Below are 14,528 nucleotides of genomic sequence, written 5' to 3'. Positions count from 1 at the left end.
ATCACGTTTTCTGGCCATGTCGCACATCCGTGGACACATCCTTAAGCATATCTGCGAAAGTCATCGCGACGCGAGTCCGTCCGGTCCCCTTCGGCCATAGCAAACCAAGCATTCGGGACAATTCCGGATGCGTTATAGGTATCAGGTTGATGCATTCGAAGCCTGCTCCGGCACGTTCAGGAACGACGGTTGCAAGCTTGCCTTCCGCAGCGACCGCAAGAAGCGACGCCGTGGTATCCATTTCTACGACTACTCGCGATTGGACTTTGGCAGCCCTGAACGCATCTTCAATTAGGATGCGCGTCGAAAACTTTGGCGCGAGGAGCGCAAGGGGAATCGAATCAAGCGTTTTCCATTGAATCCGGCGCTTTTGTGCGAATGGGTGGTTCCGACCGACGGCCAAAACGAGCCGCTCCGTGAAAAGGTACTCGGATTCAACGTCGTCCCGTGAAGCCGAATGGAATGCAATACCGAGATCGAGTGTACCCAGTGCCAGCTTTTCCTCAATCTCCACCGCGAGAAGATCCTGGACCACGATCCGCACCTTCGGATACCGCTGATTGAAGGACGAGACTGCCCCAGGCAGAAATGAAAGCGGAAATACCGGGATAGCGCCCAAAGTAAAGGTACCTGCGTCGAGCTCGTTGAGTTCCTGCATGGCACGCTTGGCTCGCATCGTTTCGTTGCACGTGCGCGCCGCATAGTCGTGAAAAACCCGGCCTGCCTGTGTGAGGCGAATAGTTCGCCCAACTCTGTCGAACAACACGATATCCAGTTCCTCTTCGAGCTGACGAAGGGCGTGCGACAGCGTGGATTGCGCAACGCACATCTTTTCGGCTGCCCGTGAAAGGTTGTTGAACTCAACAATTGCCAGGAAATAGCGAAGGTGGCGAAGTTCCATATGTCTCTCGCTGGACCATTGATCTGCGTAACGCTATCGATCGATAGTATCGAACAATTTTATCGAATTAATTCATTTTCCCGATCATCACGACCTAAGTACCATCACCAGTCGACACTCGTCGATATCCCGATTGATCGATGAGCGAGCTCGTCACGCGTGGTTGGTGCGCGCGACTGACGGCATCATGTCAATCGGCATCACATTGGAGTACCTGATGAGCGACGCCATTGTGCGACACCATACCCCCGCGCACCTCGAAGCATCGTGGGCACGAGAATTTTCGGAAGCAATTGAGGTCCCCGCGAACGCGAAAACTATCACGTTGAGTGGGGTGGGCGCGCTGCCGGCGAATCTCGACGCCGATCCGCACACGGTAAGCTATTTCGGCGATTTGAAAACGCAAACGAAAAGCGTGTTGGATCAAATTCAGCGAATCCTCGAAGGTAAAGGGTATACGTTAGGCGACGTGACTACCGTACAGGCTCTTTTCGTTGCCGATCCCGGGGAAAATGGTGTGCCAGGCTACGGCAGTTTTTCGAGCGTCTATGCCGAGTATTTCGGCTCGGCAGCGCAACCTCATCTGCCCACCCGGACTCGTGCACAGGTAGTGGGGCTTGTCGAACCAGGGTGGTTGGTCGAAGTGACCGTGACAGCGTCGAAGGTCGTGAAGGTCTGATCGCACCACCATCGATCTGACCTTTTTTCATCGATTCTGATTCGTTATCGACAATCCAGGCGCGGCAGTCAGTCGATGGGCGGTTCATGGCCGAATCCCGTCCGCTGCCCGACAATCGACGATCGGACAGGGTGTGCGGAGGGCAAAGCTATCGCAGCAATATGCCTCCGCGGATCTCGGCAGGCCGTCCAACCACCCATGACAGATTGCGCTGACCATGACCCACGGGAAGGCCCCCATAGATTGGGGCGCCGAGCGGCGCCAGCACGTCCAGCAGAACGTCTGTGAGTAAGTAGTTGGCCCCGGCTGGCAACGGGCAGCGGATGAAGTCGCCGAGCACAATCGCGCGTGCGCCATCGAGGATACCGGCATGACGCATCGTCATGATGCTGCGGTCAATGCGGTATGCAAGTTCAGTAACGTCCTCCAGAACGACAATTGAGTCGCGAAATCTAGGCTGCCAACGGCTGCCGGCCATGCTCGCGAGTACCGTGAGATTGCCGCCGACAAGCGGCCCTCCGATCGAATCAGCCGACCCATGCAGACGTTCGAGTGGCAGTGGTGTCGGCGAGCCCCCGGTGAGCGCACCCAGAACGCTGAGGCGCGACTCCTCGTCAACTTTCGTCGCGAGGCCGTTGAGCGTCGGCCCGTGAATTACGTTGATGCCGGGAATCTGCTTCAGCGCGCAGAAAAGCGCGGTCGCATCGGAGAAGCCGACTACGGTTTTCTCTCGTGGCACGGTAGTGGGCAGCGCGGGCAGCACATGCGCAGAGCCATAGCCGGCGCGTGCGATCCAGACGATATCGACTGCCGGGTCTGACAACGCCGCAAGCAGATCGCCAATACGATCCTGATGAGATCCCGCGAGATACCGGAACCGGTCAGCTACGTGCGCGCCCACAGAAACGGAAAACCCCCAACTTTCCAGCAGCGACACGGCCCGCGCCAGGTTATCCCTGTCAGGAATGCCCGCCGGCGCCACGACGGCCACCCGCTTACCTTGCACTATCACGTCGGTTGCTCCGTTGTTTCACCGGTCGCCGGTGCCAAGCATTTGAGCGGAACGTCGTCGCGCTCCAACCAGAGCCCGTCTCCGCATTGAAAGCAGAAATCGTTGCGTCTTGCCTACCTCTTGCCACTTCTGACGCAACGATTGTCGCGAACCGCGAGCCGCCGTACGCACGAGACATAATGCGCCCCGGTGAAATGGCAATGCAACCCAACGCAGCACCTGCACCCGTCACTCCGTTGATGCAGCAGTACCTGCGCGTTATTTGACAAGACTTAGCGCGCAAACCTACGCCACGACCTACGCTCGCCCATTACTACCCGTCGGCTTTGCCTCTGACGTACGGGGCGGCGAAGTCGGCATCGAAAGTGCCCTTCCAAGAGCGCACGCGCATCGAAGTAGCGTAGTAATACTCATAGTTTGCGCGTGGAATCTGGTCCACCGGAACTGCGACGCTTGAAAAAACCCCATCTCGTATAGTTGAATCGCCCGTGCAAATGTATGAGACCACAGCAAGCTGTTCGTCGAGTATCTTCCGGATGAACTCGACTGCACCACCGGCCTCGTCAGCATTGCCCAGAACGGAGAAGAAATGCCGATGGGTTGCCGCATAGAAAACTGTCACCTCGTCGTTGTACAAGGAAGAAACTTCTAAGGGGCCACCTTTCGATCCTGCGAGCGACGGCACCCGAACATTGAAATAATTCTCGCCAGCGCTCGCAACAATAGAGAAATGGCTCCTCCAACTCGGGATGACTGAGAGAAGGTCTCCCGCCATTTGGCGAGAAAAGGGCTCAAGCAATTCGATCATGATGGCTCCCCCGTAGCTCGCGTATGGAGCAACGCGATCGATGACAATCCTACGTCACAAGTCGATCGACCTTTGCTGGTCGGCAATCGCCTGTCATGATCATCGGAAATTGGCCGACAGGCGAACTTCGCTCCCTCACATTAAAGCCACTGGCAAACCTCGGCAGCCAAAGCAACTTTTTCCGGTCACATAAGCACGCACCCCACCGCAGCACCCGTCACCCGTCACCCGTCACCCGTCACCCGTCACCCGTCACCCGTCACCGCAATGATGCAGCAGTACCTGCGCCTTATCTGACAAGGTTCAGTGCACAATCCTACGCCAAGACCTACGCCGCCCTGTTTCCGATAGACCGCTGCCGACCCTAAGCGGCCAATCGGCGCTACGCGCTTGGCATTAGCGCACGTGCGTTGACCATAGGGCTTCAAACTCGGCTGAGGAAATCATGGCGCCAGCGAATTCGGGATCCGCATTGATCTCCGAGAGCGACGGAACGGGAACCAGGCCTAGCGCAGTCCCATACGTCGCGTGGCCGGCGCACGCATAGCCGACCTGCCCATCCCTAAAAAACTCGAGCTTCCGGGTTTCCATGCGATGTTCGTCAAGCTCCGAGACGAGACGCGCGGGTTCCGCTTCAAAATGATGGAGCCATTGAACATCAAGGAATTCGAATTGCATGAGTTCAGAGCCCTTTCGTTCGAGCGTGGTGGACGCAAACTATTAACGAAGTGCATCGCGACCGTTCGTGGCCGCATGGCGACGTTACCGCATGGCAACGTACAGCAAAGCAGGGATTCCCGGTGATCCGGCGATACTTGTAGGCAGTAACCGCCCGACGCAGCAACGGACTACCGCTCATGACTCAGCCACCGCCGACGATCTGCTTAGGTCAACTTCGGTCAGGGTTCCACATTCCCTTGCCTGGAACCGATGGCCGCAGCAATGCGGCTTTGCGCAGCGACGAGTTGGTCATCCGTGGTCGCCACCAGCCACAGTCGTGCCTGCTCCTCGATTTGGCGGTTGTGATCCTTCAACGGGCCCATCGCGGCAGCGGCCTTCCAGACCACCGGGGCAATTCGGCTTTTCCTGCCTGACGGCGCGCCTACCAGCAGGCAGTAAGGTCCCAGCGGCAGCGATACAAACGGAAGTGCCGAACTGGCACGCACGCGCCAGTCGATGAAGGGCGTGTCGCCGATAAGCAGCGGCATGGGCAAGCCGTGGAGCACACTGAAATCGTACAACGCCAGTTGCTCCCGCATGCCGGCGTAAATACCCCGGATGTCGTCGACAACCGCCGCGCGGATCTCGTCGTCGAACATGGGTTCCTGCGCGTATCGGGCAAACGCCTTTCGAGCTTCGCATTGATATGCGCTGAACAGGCCAATCTCCACGCAGTCCTGCACTGCGCGCTGCACATCCGCTACAGAACCGGCTTCCTCCGGCGTACCCAACTGCGCGGCCCGCAAAAACCGGGCAAGTCCAGCCTCGTGGATCGCTGGCCCCTCCGCAGATGCATCGCCTTCAGCGCCCTGGCAAAGGGGCACATAGATATATTTCTCGGCCGCGAAATGCGACTTCTTGCCCTCGTCAAACCTGATTTCGCCATCAACGCAGTCCAGATAGCGAGTCCCGATTCGACCATGTTCCCAAATCCAGTTTTTCAGGAGAGGACGTAGTGGATGCAGTTTGTCGTGATCGGTCATGGAGGCCTCCAGGTTGCCCAGTATAGTTCCAAGTGGTCGATTGCTTCATGGAGGATATGGCGATCAATCGATCCGCTACCGCCGTTGGAACCCGCGCAGCCTCAACAGCTGCTTGACCGGATATCAGTGGCCCCGTGCCTACGCGCTGAGCAGCAAGTGCCCCGCCGTTGCAGGCGTTCACGTGTCGGCCGCGGTAGGCCGACTTGACCCGACCTTGCGGACGTTCCGCTGATCATCCGCACCGAACGTCTGCTGTCCGGCTCAGCGAATCGGCACTCTCGCCCCGACGCGGTCGGTCACGGCCTGTCATCGTAGGCAGTGGCGTTGACGGCCGGACCAAAGAATTGCAAACCGACCCGCTTTGCTCGCTCATGGATTCAACCGCCGTACAGGCGTGGGGAGACACCTAGTGCCTTTTTGAACATCGTGGAAAACGCCGCCGGACTCTCGTACCCCAACTTCAACGCCACCGTCGTGACGGAGGTTCCCGACGCCAGGAGTGTCAATGCATGCGTTAGACATGCCTGCTGCCGCCACGCCATGAAACTCAAACTGGTCTCCGCGCGGAACAGTCGCGTAAACGCGCGGCGGCTCATATGCAGGTCGGCACTCCACTGGTCGGTGGTCTCGTAGATGTTCGGATTGAGCAGAAACCGCTGACAGCGTTCCGCGAGAGCCCGATGTTCAGGATAACGGAGCGACAGTGACAACACCTCAAGACGCAGCACCTCGTGATGAATCAACGTCATCAGTGCACTGGCCCGGGTACCTGGCGCGTAGTCGACAGGAAGATCCAACGCGTCAGCGATGAGATGACGCAGCAACGGGGTAATCGCGACGACCCGTGCCTCTGCCGGCATTGTCGTCGTCTCACTTGGCTCCAGATACAGACTTTGCATCTGCACGGATCCGACGGCCCGCACGCTGTGCTCGATTTTCGGTGGGATCCACATGCCGTGCCGCGGTGGCATCACCCATGATCCGCGCGACGTTGTCGTAACGAGCGTGCCCGAGGCGCCGCATAACAGCAGACCCCGTCGATGAGCGTGCAGCGGAATGACGTGGCCATCGGGGTAGTCATTCCCCACCGCAATAATCGTCGCTGCGGCGTCGTCAACAACATCGATCAGCATGTGGCGAACCATGACCCACTCTCGTATGAAACTGGCCCGACTACGAAAGTAGGCCCTTTCAGGAGCGCCTATTATTGCACGCACATCCACGCGCTCGGTGCACGCCCTGGCGCCCCGACCTCGAAGTCACGCCGTGCGGATTCCCGTCACTTGCGATCGCGATCAGCCCTTCGTTGCCCGGTACCCCGCGACCCTTACTGGGGTACAAAACCTGAAGTCGGATGGACCACGCCTAAAGAGACAGAACTTATGAAACAGGAAACCGCAATCCTCCATCTAGGAAGAGAAACTGCGAGCGCGGTCCGCGCGGTGAATCCACCGCTCGTGAGAGCTTCCACCATCGTCTCGGACTCGCTCGCGACCTTCAAGAAAGGCTACGGGGAAAAGGTCTTTGACTCCCTGCGATATGGCCGCTCGGGCACGGCGACGACTTTCGAACTGCAGCGAATGATGGCTGCCGTGGAGGAAACCGAAGGGTGTATCGCGACAACCAGCGGCCTGTCCGCGATCGTCGCGGTCCTGGCTACCTTCAGCGGCCCTGGCCGCCACGTTCTGGTCAGCGATGGCGTGTACGGCCCGACAAGGGCCTATTGCGAAAAGGTATTGAGGCCTGCTGGGACCGATGTCGAGTTCTATGGTCCGACTGACGACATCAAAGCGCTCATTCGAAAGACGACGAGCCTGATTTTCGTCGAATCGCCGGCATCATTGACCATGGAGATGTATGACATACGCCAAATCTGTGCCGCCGCAAAAACGGCGGGGGTTCCGGTCGCAGCAGACTCGACATGGGGTACACCGGTGTTTTTCAGGGCTCACGCGCTTGGAGTCGACCTCTCGATCCACGCGGCTACAAAGTACATCAACGGACATTCCGATCTGTTGCTCGGGCTGATCACGGGAACACATGACGCCCTCGAGAGAGTGCGGGTGCAATGTGACCTCAATGGCACACACGCGGCCCCGGACGCTTGCTGGCTTACTCTCCGTGGCATTAGGACGCTGCCTGTCCGGATGCGCCAGCATCAAGCTTCCGCCATGGCGCTAGCCGAATGGTTGCAGGATCGTCCGGAGGTGCGTCGCGTACTGTTTCCTGCGCTCGATACCGATCCTGGCCATGACCTCTGGCGCAATCAGTTTTCAGGCGCGGCAGGCCCCTTCACGATCGAGCTGACAAAATGCGATGAATCGTCGTTCGCGCGATTCATCGACTCGCTTAAGCTCTTTGCGTTGGGGACGAGTTGGGGCGGCTTCGAGAGCCTTGTCATGCCTGCGATTCCTCATCATCTGCGCAGCGCCGATCAGGCTGACGAGGGTCGCCTGGTACGGCTGCACATTGGTCTTGAAAACCCGGAAGACCTTCGAACCGACCTCGAAGAGGCGTTCACGGCGATGACCGGCGCAGTTTGACGTTTGATTGGGCGCGAGGAAGCATGGTCGTGCAAGTTCGACGACGCCATACAACTCGTGCTAATGGCGGTTTTCAAGCTGCGGTGCAGACGACGATGACGCCCGCTGGATCGCGCATGCGCTTGAGTGTATCCCCGACGAAACCCGGAACGAACATGGCGACAGGTTCGGCTGTGTTTCCGCCATTGGCTCCGACAACCGCCGATTCCATCGCATCACCTTCGCCTGGGTCCTCGTCGAGGCGGACGATACAGACTTTCGGGTGGAAGACCAGCGCCCGGCGTACCACGCGACTGACCTGACTCGAATCCTGCACCCGGCACGACTTGAGACCCATGGCAAGCATTGGTCAGAGATCCCCGCGCACTTCACCGGTTCCCAGCGCGCTCCGCTGCCGGTTGACTTCCGCCCAAAGCTCATCGCTGTCGTCATCGCGCAGCAGGACCGTCCAGTCGAGTTGATCGTCGGTCACGCCGAAGTATTCCAGGAGTTCCCGGCGAATCGCCTCGATGAACTGCGCGTATTCCGGGGTTGCCTGGGCCTGCGCGTGCAAGGCATCGTATGCGGCATCGTCCGCGCCGCCACCTTGCTCGTCGATGTAGCGCGAGATCCACTGGTCTCGTTCGTGGTCGTAATCAGCCTCGGCGCGCATCGCTTGCACCGCCGTGTAGAAATCCAGTTGGGCAAACTCGGCGATCGCCGCCGTTGTCGCCTCGTCGAATGTAGTCGTCATTCCATCTCTCATGTTGGTTGTCGCACGGGCCGCACCCGGGCAGGTGCCTCGAATCCGGACGGTGCAACACGCCCCCTGGCGCTGACGTTTGGCCCTTTGATCGGGAGGTTCACGCGTTCGAGTGCGCCGCTCATCGGGGCCAAACGGGCGACAGGATACCCATTTTCCGCGCGGCAGGCACAGCGATGAAAGCAACCGGGCGTGCCAGATCGCAGAACAGGTTTCGGGCGTATCGTCGCGAACGTCATGCCGGCACTCAAGCGCCAATGCGGGCACCGGTCGTGGATTGCTCACGATAGCAGAACTCCGACGGATACCTCCCCGGTGGTACGTTGCCGGCTCGAAACGGCCCGACGCGATCAGTTGATTGCCTGAAAAGGGGCGCCGGGCGACACGATCCTCCTGTTCGACGATCCGCCCTACTTCTTGCCCGTCGGGAAATCAACGCAGGCGCTACTCGATGGCAACCTGTCTCCCGGGCTTCGAGTGGGTCCACGCCGGTTTTCCCCATCCCTGCGCATTCCGTAGCCTGATCCCGCTGGCGTGCAGGGTCGTTTGCCAGATTTCTTTCAGGGGGAGGAGAGTGTCCATGATGCGTAGCTCGACGTTCCTCGCTTCCAGCTCCGCTATCAAATCGTCCAGGATATCCAGATGTGACGGGACGACGGACGAGTCCGACACCCACATCCCAACATCATCGATATTGACGAACTGCTCCTGCGGCATGTGATAACGATAGATAGCACCGCTCGCGAGACGGTCCAGCCAGGCGCGCTCCACGTGAGCGATCGCGCGACGGTTGACCATTTCGCCGAACCATGCGGATCGGTCCTCTACAGTCGTGTACGGCGTAGGCCAGACAACAATCCGTGGACAATCGCGCGGGAAGAGATACAACAGGTCGTGTGGTTCGTCCGTTGCCCAGACGAGTGGCCCGTTCAACCATTCCTGTCCCGCTGGGCGATCAACCGCCACGCGAATCGGACGCGGATGGAATATCGCTATATCTGGGTCGTCGCTAAAGTGAAAAAGGCGGGTCGTCATGTCGCATCGATGCACTTGTCGCGCCCAAGGACGCAAGAGCGACAGCGTTCAACCCGCAATGGCCGGTTGCCGAGCCGACTCATCGGGCACGCGCGGTCTGGCCAACCACGTTCGGATCTACCGGACATTCGCCTGGAAAAACGTAAGCGCCATTTCGTTGAACTGCTTGTGAAAGACTGTCCGATCGAAGCCGTTCGCATCGACGCAGAGCCCCGGCTCACTGTTCCTCATTGCCGCAGAACATGGAGCAAGAAAAGCAAAATGCGCCGCATTGGAAACGATGTGATATTCCGGCTTGTGAGGAAGCATGCTGGCGAGTGCATCAGCGTTGCGCGGCAATACGCCGGCGCCACCGTACTGGGAAGCCCAAAGCTGAACCGGCGCTTGCACGTTCTTCAGGCTCTCCGCGGTCGGGAATGCGTTGAACGGGTCCGCCAGTACAAAGGCTTTGATCCGCGCGTCATGCGTCAGGTGATCCGTGGCTATCGCTCCGCTTCGGACCTGTTTGCAAATCGGGGCTCCCGGGTCCGGGCACGTAATATCGGCGTGCGGGAAATTCGGATTACCGCCGGCCAATACCAGGCCCGTGTAGCCGCCGCGCGAAAAGCCAAAAAAACCTATCCGTTGCGGGTCGATTCTGGCGGCGTCGGAAGCGGCGCTCAACATGTAATCGACAAGACGCTTGATGTCGGTCGGCCGCTCGACGAACACGGACATATCGTCGGCGCGGGTCATGTCGGAGAACGAATCGCCTGGATGATTGATTGCCGCCACGACAAAGCCCGCGTCGGCAAGCGTCTCCGCCAGGTCCCGGTGGCCAAGGTACGATCCGCCATAGCCGTGTGAAATGACAACGAGGGGAAGCTTTTCGCCAGCGGTCGGACAGTCGCGCCGCCCCTTCAGGACATAAGGCCCGATCGGCACCTCCCGGTCAGGCTCCGCACACGGTGTCCACACGATCGCTTTTAACGCCGGGCCGTCGGCATCAGCCGGAATCTGCGCAAACTTTATTCCGGCGGCGTGTGCAGCTGCTGCAGACAGGCATAACAGAACGGCCGATAAGAACGTTTTCATGTAGTTTTGAGAAGCAAGTTGTTTGCTTTCAATACCCAGATTGGCGGTATCGCTCCGAAACTGCTCAAAGACTCAATTCGACCAGCTCCCGATTTTATCCTCTTGCGCAAGGAGCGGGATTTCGGATGATGCGGCCGCTCAGATGTCCGACTTCCCGCGCAGGCGAATGGCGATTGATGGCCGAACTCGCCAGACGGCTTCGCTCTTTTCTCATCTGGCTTCCATACCGTGAACTTGACTGCCGACAACTTGCTCGCTGAGCCAGCGTCGAGAAATATCGGTGCAGATCGATGGCCGCTCCAGTGTCGGAAAATGCCCGCATCCTTCGAGCGACTCGAATCGAGCATGTGGCATCAGCTTGGCGATACGAAGTCCGACATCGAGCGGTACGAAGCGATCTGCCCTGCCCCATATGAGAAGTGTTGGAATCGTGCTCATTGCCAGCGTCGACCACCGGTCCGAGCGGGTCAACGTTGCATCGGATTGTCGCGCAAACATGCCCGCCAGTGCACCGATCGGGCCGATTCGGCCCGCCCCGAAGAGCCGGAACTTTCCAACTAAGACCGGGACGGAAATTGGGCTAGCCTCACTTCAAGAGTTTCCGAAGTCTCGCGTGCTGTCAGGCCGTTGTGCTGCATGGCTTATGCGGGAAATTGCAGCCGGAACTGGACGTCGATACTGCTGCAAAACCATACACTTAATTAATTTAAGCAATGATTACAGGCATCGGCATAAATTTGTTTAATTTCGATCAAATAGAGTATTTTCTCAACCCCTCTACCAATCCTCCCCCACGCGTATAGACTGACTTAACAATAAATTGAAAGCCGAAATTCAACGTGATGAAAAAATACGAATTTGCGGTACTACTCGGGGTAGGGGCAGCCACGTCGATCGGTGCGTGGCTCTCACTGGATCGCAGCGCTTATGCAGCCGAGAGCAGTGTTGCACCATACCTCCTTCACTCCACTCCGACTGACCATGCAACGCCACGAGACAGCATTCATGCTGGGGAACGCACCGCCAAGCCCGAGAATGCTGTTAGCGACAGGCCAGTCAGTGCTGCCGAAAGTACAGATCAAACCGCCAAACTCCCACCCGTCCGACCTGATATCAAGAAACTCATCGATGAAAAATACTCCAACCCTCAGGAGCGGGCTGCAATGATGCAGTTCGCACAAGCTCAACAATATCAACTCGACATCGGCGGCACCCGCGAAGGTGCATTAACGGGAATGCGAGCGGTCGATCAGTCGCTTACTTGCATGTACGCTGTTTTCGGACCAGATCGATACAGTAAAGATTACAAGGTAGTTCTGGCCGCGCTATTAAGCAATCGAGAACAATTTAAGCGTTATGCAGAAGTATCAAGAAATCTTTCCGGCCAGGTTTATAACGCCCCGAGGTATGAGAAGCCATGCATAACCTAACTCGGCGCCCCATCCCGGATTCGCTTTTGACCGGTCGTCCGGTTAAAGCAACCTTTCCCGGTCACGTGAGCATCCAGCTTGCCGCATCCCCCGCCAATACAGCGGTTCCTGCACATTGTGCGACGAGGCCACTTGAAAGCGCCGCACGCAGGGTGCGGCGACCGCTGCGCTTTCCGGCACTCAGTCGAGCGTCCTGAAGCGCAGCGCTTCGGATCGCCGCGCGAACACCCTCTGATGCTGCGACCGGCTTTCGCATTGACATATCGCTAAATTTCGATATGATCCCGCCATGGACTTGCTCGACATCTTCAAAGCCCTCTCCAACCGTACCCGCCTTGAAATCCTGCAGGGTTTGAAGGATCCCGTGAAGAACTTCCCTCCGCAGGACGAAGGGGACGTTCACACGGTGGGCGTGTGCGTCAGCAGCATCCAGGAAGGTGTCGGCCTGTCGCAGTCCACGGTGTCCGACTACCTGGCCACGCTCCAGCGTGCCGGCCTGGTCGAAGTCAGGCGCATCGGCCAGTGGACCTACTACAAGCGCAATGAAGCAGCCATCCGCGCCCTTGCCGCGATCATCGGCAAGGAGCTGTAATTTTTTGCCCCGATATATCGATAATTCCCGATATCCCTTTTTATCGAAGTGAGGATGTGCGATGCAAGCAATGCAACTCAAGTCGTTTGGCGGCCCGGAATCGTTCGAGCTGGGCGACGTGCCCAAACCGGTGCCCCTCGCGGGACAGGTGCTGGTCCGCGTACATGCGACCTCCATCAATCCGCTGGATTACCAGGTCCGACGGGGCGACTATCGCGACCTGGTGCCGTTGCCGGCCATTACCGGACACGACGTATCCGGCGTCGTCGAAACAGTCGGGCCCGGGGTCACGACCTTCTCCCCCGGAGATGAAGTCTGGTACACCCCGCAGATATTCGACGGCCCGGGGAGCTATGCCGAATACCACGTCGCGGCGGAACGCATCGTCGGGAAGAAGCCGTCGTCGCTGAGCCATCTCGAAGCGGCAAGCCTGACGCTGGTTGGCGGGACGGCGTGGGAGGCGCTGGTCGTGCGCGCGGCGCTCCGGGTGGGGGAAAGCATTCTGGTACACGGCGGCGCGGGCGGCGTCGGCCATGTGGCGATCCAGCTCGCAAAAGCCATCGGCGCGAAGGTATTCACGACCGTGCGCGAAGCCAACGCCGCGTTCGCACGCAGCCTGGGCGCCGATGTGATCATCGACTACACCCGGGAAGATTATGTCGACGCCATCCTGCGCGAAACAGGTGGCCGCGGCGTCGATGTCGTATTCGATACCATCGGCGGCAACACCTTGTCGCGCAGTCCCGACGCGCTCGCGCAACTGGGCCGCGTCGTCACGATCGTGGACCTTGCCCAACCGCAGAACGTCCTGCAGGCCTGGGGCAAGAACGCGAGCTATCACTTCGTTTTCACGCGGCAAAACCGCGGCAAACTCGACGAGTTGAGCGCATTGGTCCAGCGCGGCCAGTTGCGGCCGCACGTGGGCGCCGTCTATTCGCTTGCCGACATCCCGCTCGCCCATGCCCGGCTGGAACGCCCCGACAACGGGGTTCGCGGAAAAATCGCGATTGCGGTCGCGCCGTCGGCTCATCTCGTTCCCGGCCAGAACCCGAACGAATAACCGAACCGCCCGGCGCCATCCGGACAAGGTAGCGACCGGCCATGAAGCGGGCGGTCCGGCTCGGCGCGTCGATCGACGTGTCGAAGCAGGCACGCCCCCATGACACGCTACCCGCTGACGTCCGGATGATAAGCTCGACATCGGCGCACTGTTGCGCCGCCATCGTCGCCCCGTCGCCCCATGCCTCCAGCGAGCCCGCTCATGTCCGTCGCCCCTTCAGTCGTCTCCGCCTTCACCCCCACCGGCAAGCTCCGCGCGTCGATCAACCTCGGCAACCCGATCCTCGCAAACCGCGACCCTGCCTCGGGCGAACCGTTCGGCGTCTCGATCGACCTCGCGCGCGCGTTCGCGGCGCGCCTGTCGGCCGAGCTGGAACTGGTGGTGTTCGACGCCGCCGGCAAGTCGGTGCAGGCGCTGACCGACGAGCGCGCCGATTTCGGCTTCTTCGCGGTCGATCCGTTGCGCGGCGAAACGGTCGCGTTCACCGCGCCGTATGTGCTGATCGAAGGCTTCTATCTCGTGCCCGACGCTTCGCCGATCCTCACCAACGCGGACGTCGACCAGCCGCACAACCGCGTGGCCGTCGGCAACGGCAGCGCATACGATCTGTTCCTCACTCGCGAACTGAAAGCGGCACAGATCGTGCGCGCCCCGACGTCGCCGGCCGTCGTGCCGACGTTTCTCGAACAAAAGCTGGAAGTGGCCGCCGGCGTGAAGCAGCAACTCGAAGCCGACGCCGCGAAAACGACCGGCCTGCGCCTGCTCGACGAGCGCTTCATGGTGATCCGCCAGGCGATGGGCGTGCCGAAGAGCCGCGGCGACGCTGCCGCCGCCGTGTTGAACGCATTCGTCGAAGAAATGAAGGCATCGGGCTTCGTCGCGGATTCGCTGCGCCGGCACGGCATCACGGGCGCATCGGTCGCGCCGGCTGCCTGACCGAACGCCGCAC

At 59.5% G+C, this 14,528-nt stretch carries 17 protein-coding genes; 6 read left to right on the top strand and 11 right to left on the bottom strand.

Going from position 1 to position 14,528, the window contains the following annotated elements; genetic code table 11:
- Nucleotide 1 precedes the first annotated feature (1 nt).
- A complete protein-coding gene (locus AC5LXK_RS33535) occupies nt 2-901 on the bottom strand; it encodes a LysR substrate-binding domain-containing protein (RefSeq protein ID WP_493394916.1) in 900 nt (299 codons plus the stop codon).
- 217 nt (nt 902-1,118) lie between these two features.
- Here AC5LXK_RS33535 and AC5LXK_RS33530 point away from each other — a divergent pair, with 217 nt between their 5' ends.
- Complete coding sequence (locus tag AC5LXK_RS33530) at nt 1,119-1,580, top strand: Rid family hydrolase (RefSeq protein WP_493394915.1); 462 nt, start codon at nt 1,119-1,121, stop codon at nt 1,578-1,580.
- Between the two features lie 148 nt (nt 1,581-1,728).
- Here AC5LXK_RS33530 and AC5LXK_RS33525 read toward each other — a convergent pair whose 3' ends face one another.
- The 5 genes from AC5LXK_RS33525 to AC5LXK_RS33505 all read right to left on the bottom strand — a co-directional run bounded on the left by AC5LXK_RS33525 (nt 1,729) and on the right by AC5LXK_RS33505 (nt 6,248).
- A complete protein-coding gene (locus AC5LXK_RS33525; protein WP_493394914.1) occupies nt 1,729-2,592 on the bottom strand; it encodes an LD-carboxypeptidase in 864 nt (287 codons plus the stop codon).
- Between the two features lie 313 nt (nt 2,593-2,905).
- Complete coding sequence (locus tag AC5LXK_RS33520; protein WP_493394913.1) at nt 2,906-3,400, bottom strand: hypothetical protein; 495 nt, start codon at nt 3,398-3,400, stop codon at nt 2,906-2,908.
- A gap of 396 nt (nt 3,401-3,796) precedes the next feature.
- Complete coding sequence (locus AC5LXK_RS33515; RefSeq protein WP_493394912.1) at nt 3,797-4,078, bottom strand: DUF6881 domain-containing protein; 282 nt, start codon at nt 4,076-4,078, stop codon at nt 3,797-3,799.
- Nucleotides 4,079-4,299: 221 nt separating this feature from the next.
- Nucleotides 4,300-5,103, bottom strand: coding sequence for a hypothetical protein (locus AC5LXK_RS33510; protein ID WP_493394911.1), 804 nt, complete (start codon nt 5,101-5,103; stop codon nt 4,300-4,302).
- Nucleotides 5,104-5,480: 377 nt separating this feature from the next.
- Nucleotides 5,481-6,248 (bottom strand): AraC family transcriptional regulator, encoded by a 768-nt coding sequence (locus tag AC5LXK_RS33505; RefSeq protein WP_493394910.1) that lies wholly within the window; start codon nt 6,246-6,248, stop codon nt 5,481-5,483.
- A 237-nt stretch (nt 6,249-6,485) separates the two neighbouring features.
- Here AC5LXK_RS33505 and metC point away from each other — a divergent pair, with 237 nt between their 5' ends.
- Nucleotides 6,486-7,646, top strand: a complete 1,161-nt coding sequence (gene metC / locus AC5LXK_RS33500; protein ID WP_493394909.1) for a cystathionine beta-lyase — start codon at nt 6,486-6,488, stop codon at nt 7,644-7,646.
- A 73-nt stretch (nt 7,647-7,719) separates the two neighbouring features.
- Here metC and AC5LXK_RS33495 read toward each other — a convergent pair whose 3' ends face one another.
- The 5 genes from AC5LXK_RS33495 to AC5LXK_RS33475 all read right to left on the bottom strand — a co-directional run bounded on the left by AC5LXK_RS33495 (nt 7,720) and on the right by AC5LXK_RS33475 (nt 10,995).
- The gene (locus AC5LXK_RS33495; RefSeq protein ID WP_493394908.1) at nt 7,720-7,983 is read right to left on the bottom strand and encodes a hypothetical protein; all 264 of its coding nucleotides are present in this window, start codon (nt 7,981-7,983) and stop codon (nt 7,720-7,722) included.
- A 12-nt stretch (nt 7,984-7,995) separates the two neighbouring features.
- Entirely contained in the window at nt 7,996-8,379 is a 384-nt protein-coding gene (locus AC5LXK_RS33490; RefSeq protein ID WP_493394907.1) for an ATP-dependent protease, read from the bottom strand.
- A gap of 453 nt (nt 8,380-8,832) precedes the next feature.
- Nucleotides 8,833-9,423 (bottom strand): DUF6886 family protein, encoded by a 591-nt coding sequence (locus AC5LXK_RS33485; RefSeq protein WP_493394906.1) that lies wholly within the window; start codon nt 9,421-9,423, stop codon nt 8,833-8,835.
- Nucleotides 9,424-9,540: 117 nt separating this feature from the next.
- Complete coding sequence (locus tag AC5LXK_RS33480) at nt 9,541-10,497, bottom strand: alpha/beta hydrolase family protein (protein ID WP_493394905.1); 957 nt, start codon at nt 10,495-10,497, stop codon at nt 9,541-9,543.
- A 210-nt stretch (nt 10,498-10,707) separates the two neighbouring features.
- Nucleotides 10,708-10,995, bottom strand: coding sequence for an alpha/beta fold hydrolase (locus AC5LXK_RS33475; RefSeq protein WP_493394904.1), 288 nt, complete (start codon nt 10,993-10,995; stop codon nt 10,708-10,710).
- A 344-nt stretch (nt 10,996-11,339) separates the two neighbouring features.
- Here AC5LXK_RS33475 and AC5LXK_RS33470 point away from each other — a divergent pair, with 344 nt between their 5' ends.
- The 4 genes from AC5LXK_RS33470 (at nt 11,340) to AC5LXK_RS33455 (ending at nt 14,515) form a co-directional block, all read left to right on the top strand.
- Nucleotides 11,340-11,927: a hypothetical protein gene (locus AC5LXK_RS33470; RefSeq protein ID WP_493394903.1), complete on the top strand. Its 588-nt coding sequence runs from the start codon at nt 11,340-11,342 to the stop codon at nt 11,925-11,927.
- 289 nt (nt 11,928-12,216) lie between these two features.
- Nucleotides 12,217-12,519: an ArsR/SmtB family transcription factor gene (locus AC5LXK_RS33465; RefSeq protein WP_493394902.1), complete on the top strand. Its 303-nt coding sequence runs from the start codon at nt 12,217-12,219 to the stop codon at nt 12,517-12,519.
- Nucleotides 12,520-12,580: 61 nt separating this feature from the next.
- Nucleotides 12,581-13,579 (top strand): zinc-dependent alcohol dehydrogenase family protein, encoded by a 999-nt coding sequence (locus AC5LXK_RS33460; protein WP_493394901.1) that lies wholly within the window; start codon nt 12,581-12,583, stop codon nt 13,577-13,579.
- A 201-nt stretch (nt 13,580-13,780) separates the two neighbouring features.
- Nucleotides 13,781-14,515, top strand: a complete 735-nt coding sequence (locus AC5LXK_RS33455) for an ABC transporter substrate-binding protein (protein ID WP_493394900.1) — start codon at nt 13,781-13,783, stop codon at nt 14,513-14,515.
- The last annotated feature ends 13 nt before the right edge of the window (nt 14,516-14,528 follow it).

This window comes from Burkholderia pulmonis, from assembly GCF_984667975.1.
This window is presented reverse-complemented; position numbering and strand designations above follow the sequence as displayed.

Coding starts and splice junctions, on each gene's coding strand:
- AC5LXK_RS33535 (WP_493394916.1), bottom strand. CDS start 901: ATGGAACTTCGCCACCTTCGCTATTTCCTGGCAATTGTTGAGTTCAAC.
- AC5LXK_RS33530 (WP_493394915.1), top strand. CDS start 1,119: ATGAGCGACGCCATTGTGCGACACCATACCCCCGCGCACCTCGAAGCA.
- AC5LXK_RS33520 (WP_493394913.1), bottom strand. CDS start 3,400: ATGATCGAATTGCTTGAGCCCTTTTCTCGCCAAATGGCGGGAGACCTT.
- AC5LXK_RS33515 (WP_493394912.1), bottom strand. CDS start 4,078: ATGCAATTCGAATTCCTTGATGTTCAATGGCTCCATCATTTTGAAGCG.
- AC5LXK_RS33510 (WP_493394911.1), bottom strand. CDS start 5,103: ATGACCGATCACGACAAACTGCATCCACTACGTCCTCTCCTGAAAAAC.
- AC5LXK_RS33505 (WP_493394910.1), bottom strand. CDS start 6,248: ATGGTTCGCCACATGCTGATCGATGTTGTTGACGACGCCGCAGCGACG.
- metC (WP_493394909.1), top strand. CDS start 6,486: ATGAAACAGGAAACCGCAATCCTCCATCTAGGAAGAGAAACTGCGAGC.
- AC5LXK_RS33495 (WP_493394908.1), bottom strand. CDS start 7,983: ATGGGTCTCAAGTCGTGCCGGGTGCAGGATTCGAGTCAGGTCAGTCGC.
- AC5LXK_RS33490 (WP_493394907.1), bottom strand. CDS start 8,379: ATGACGACTACATTCGACGAGGCGACAACGGCGGCGATCGCCGAGTTT.
- AC5LXK_RS33485 (WP_493394906.1), bottom strand. CDS start 9,423: ATGACGACCCGCCTTTTTCACTTTAGCGACGACCCAGATATAGCGATA.
- AC5LXK_RS33480 (WP_493394905.1), bottom strand. CDS start 10,497: ATGAAAACGTTCTTATCGGCCGTTCTGTTATGCCTGTCTGCAGCAGCT.
- AC5LXK_RS33475 (WP_493394904.1), bottom strand. CDS start 10,995: ATGTTTGCGCGACAATCCGATGCAACGTTGACCCGCTCGGACCGGTGG.
- AC5LXK_RS33470 (WP_493394903.1), top strand. CDS start 11,340: ATGAAAAAATACGAATTTGCGGTACTACTCGGGGTAGGGGCAGCCACG.
- AC5LXK_RS33465 (WP_493394902.1), top strand. CDS start 12,217: ATGGACTTGCTCGACATCTTCAAAGCCCTCTCCAACCGTACCCGCCTT.
- AC5LXK_RS33460 (WP_493394901.1), top strand. CDS start 12,581: ATGCAAGCAATGCAACTCAAGTCGTTTGGCGGCCCGGAATCGTTCGAG.
- AC5LXK_RS33455 (WP_493394900.1), top strand. CDS start 13,781: ATGTCCGTCGCCCCTTCAGTCGTCTCCGCCTTCACCCCCACCGGCAAG.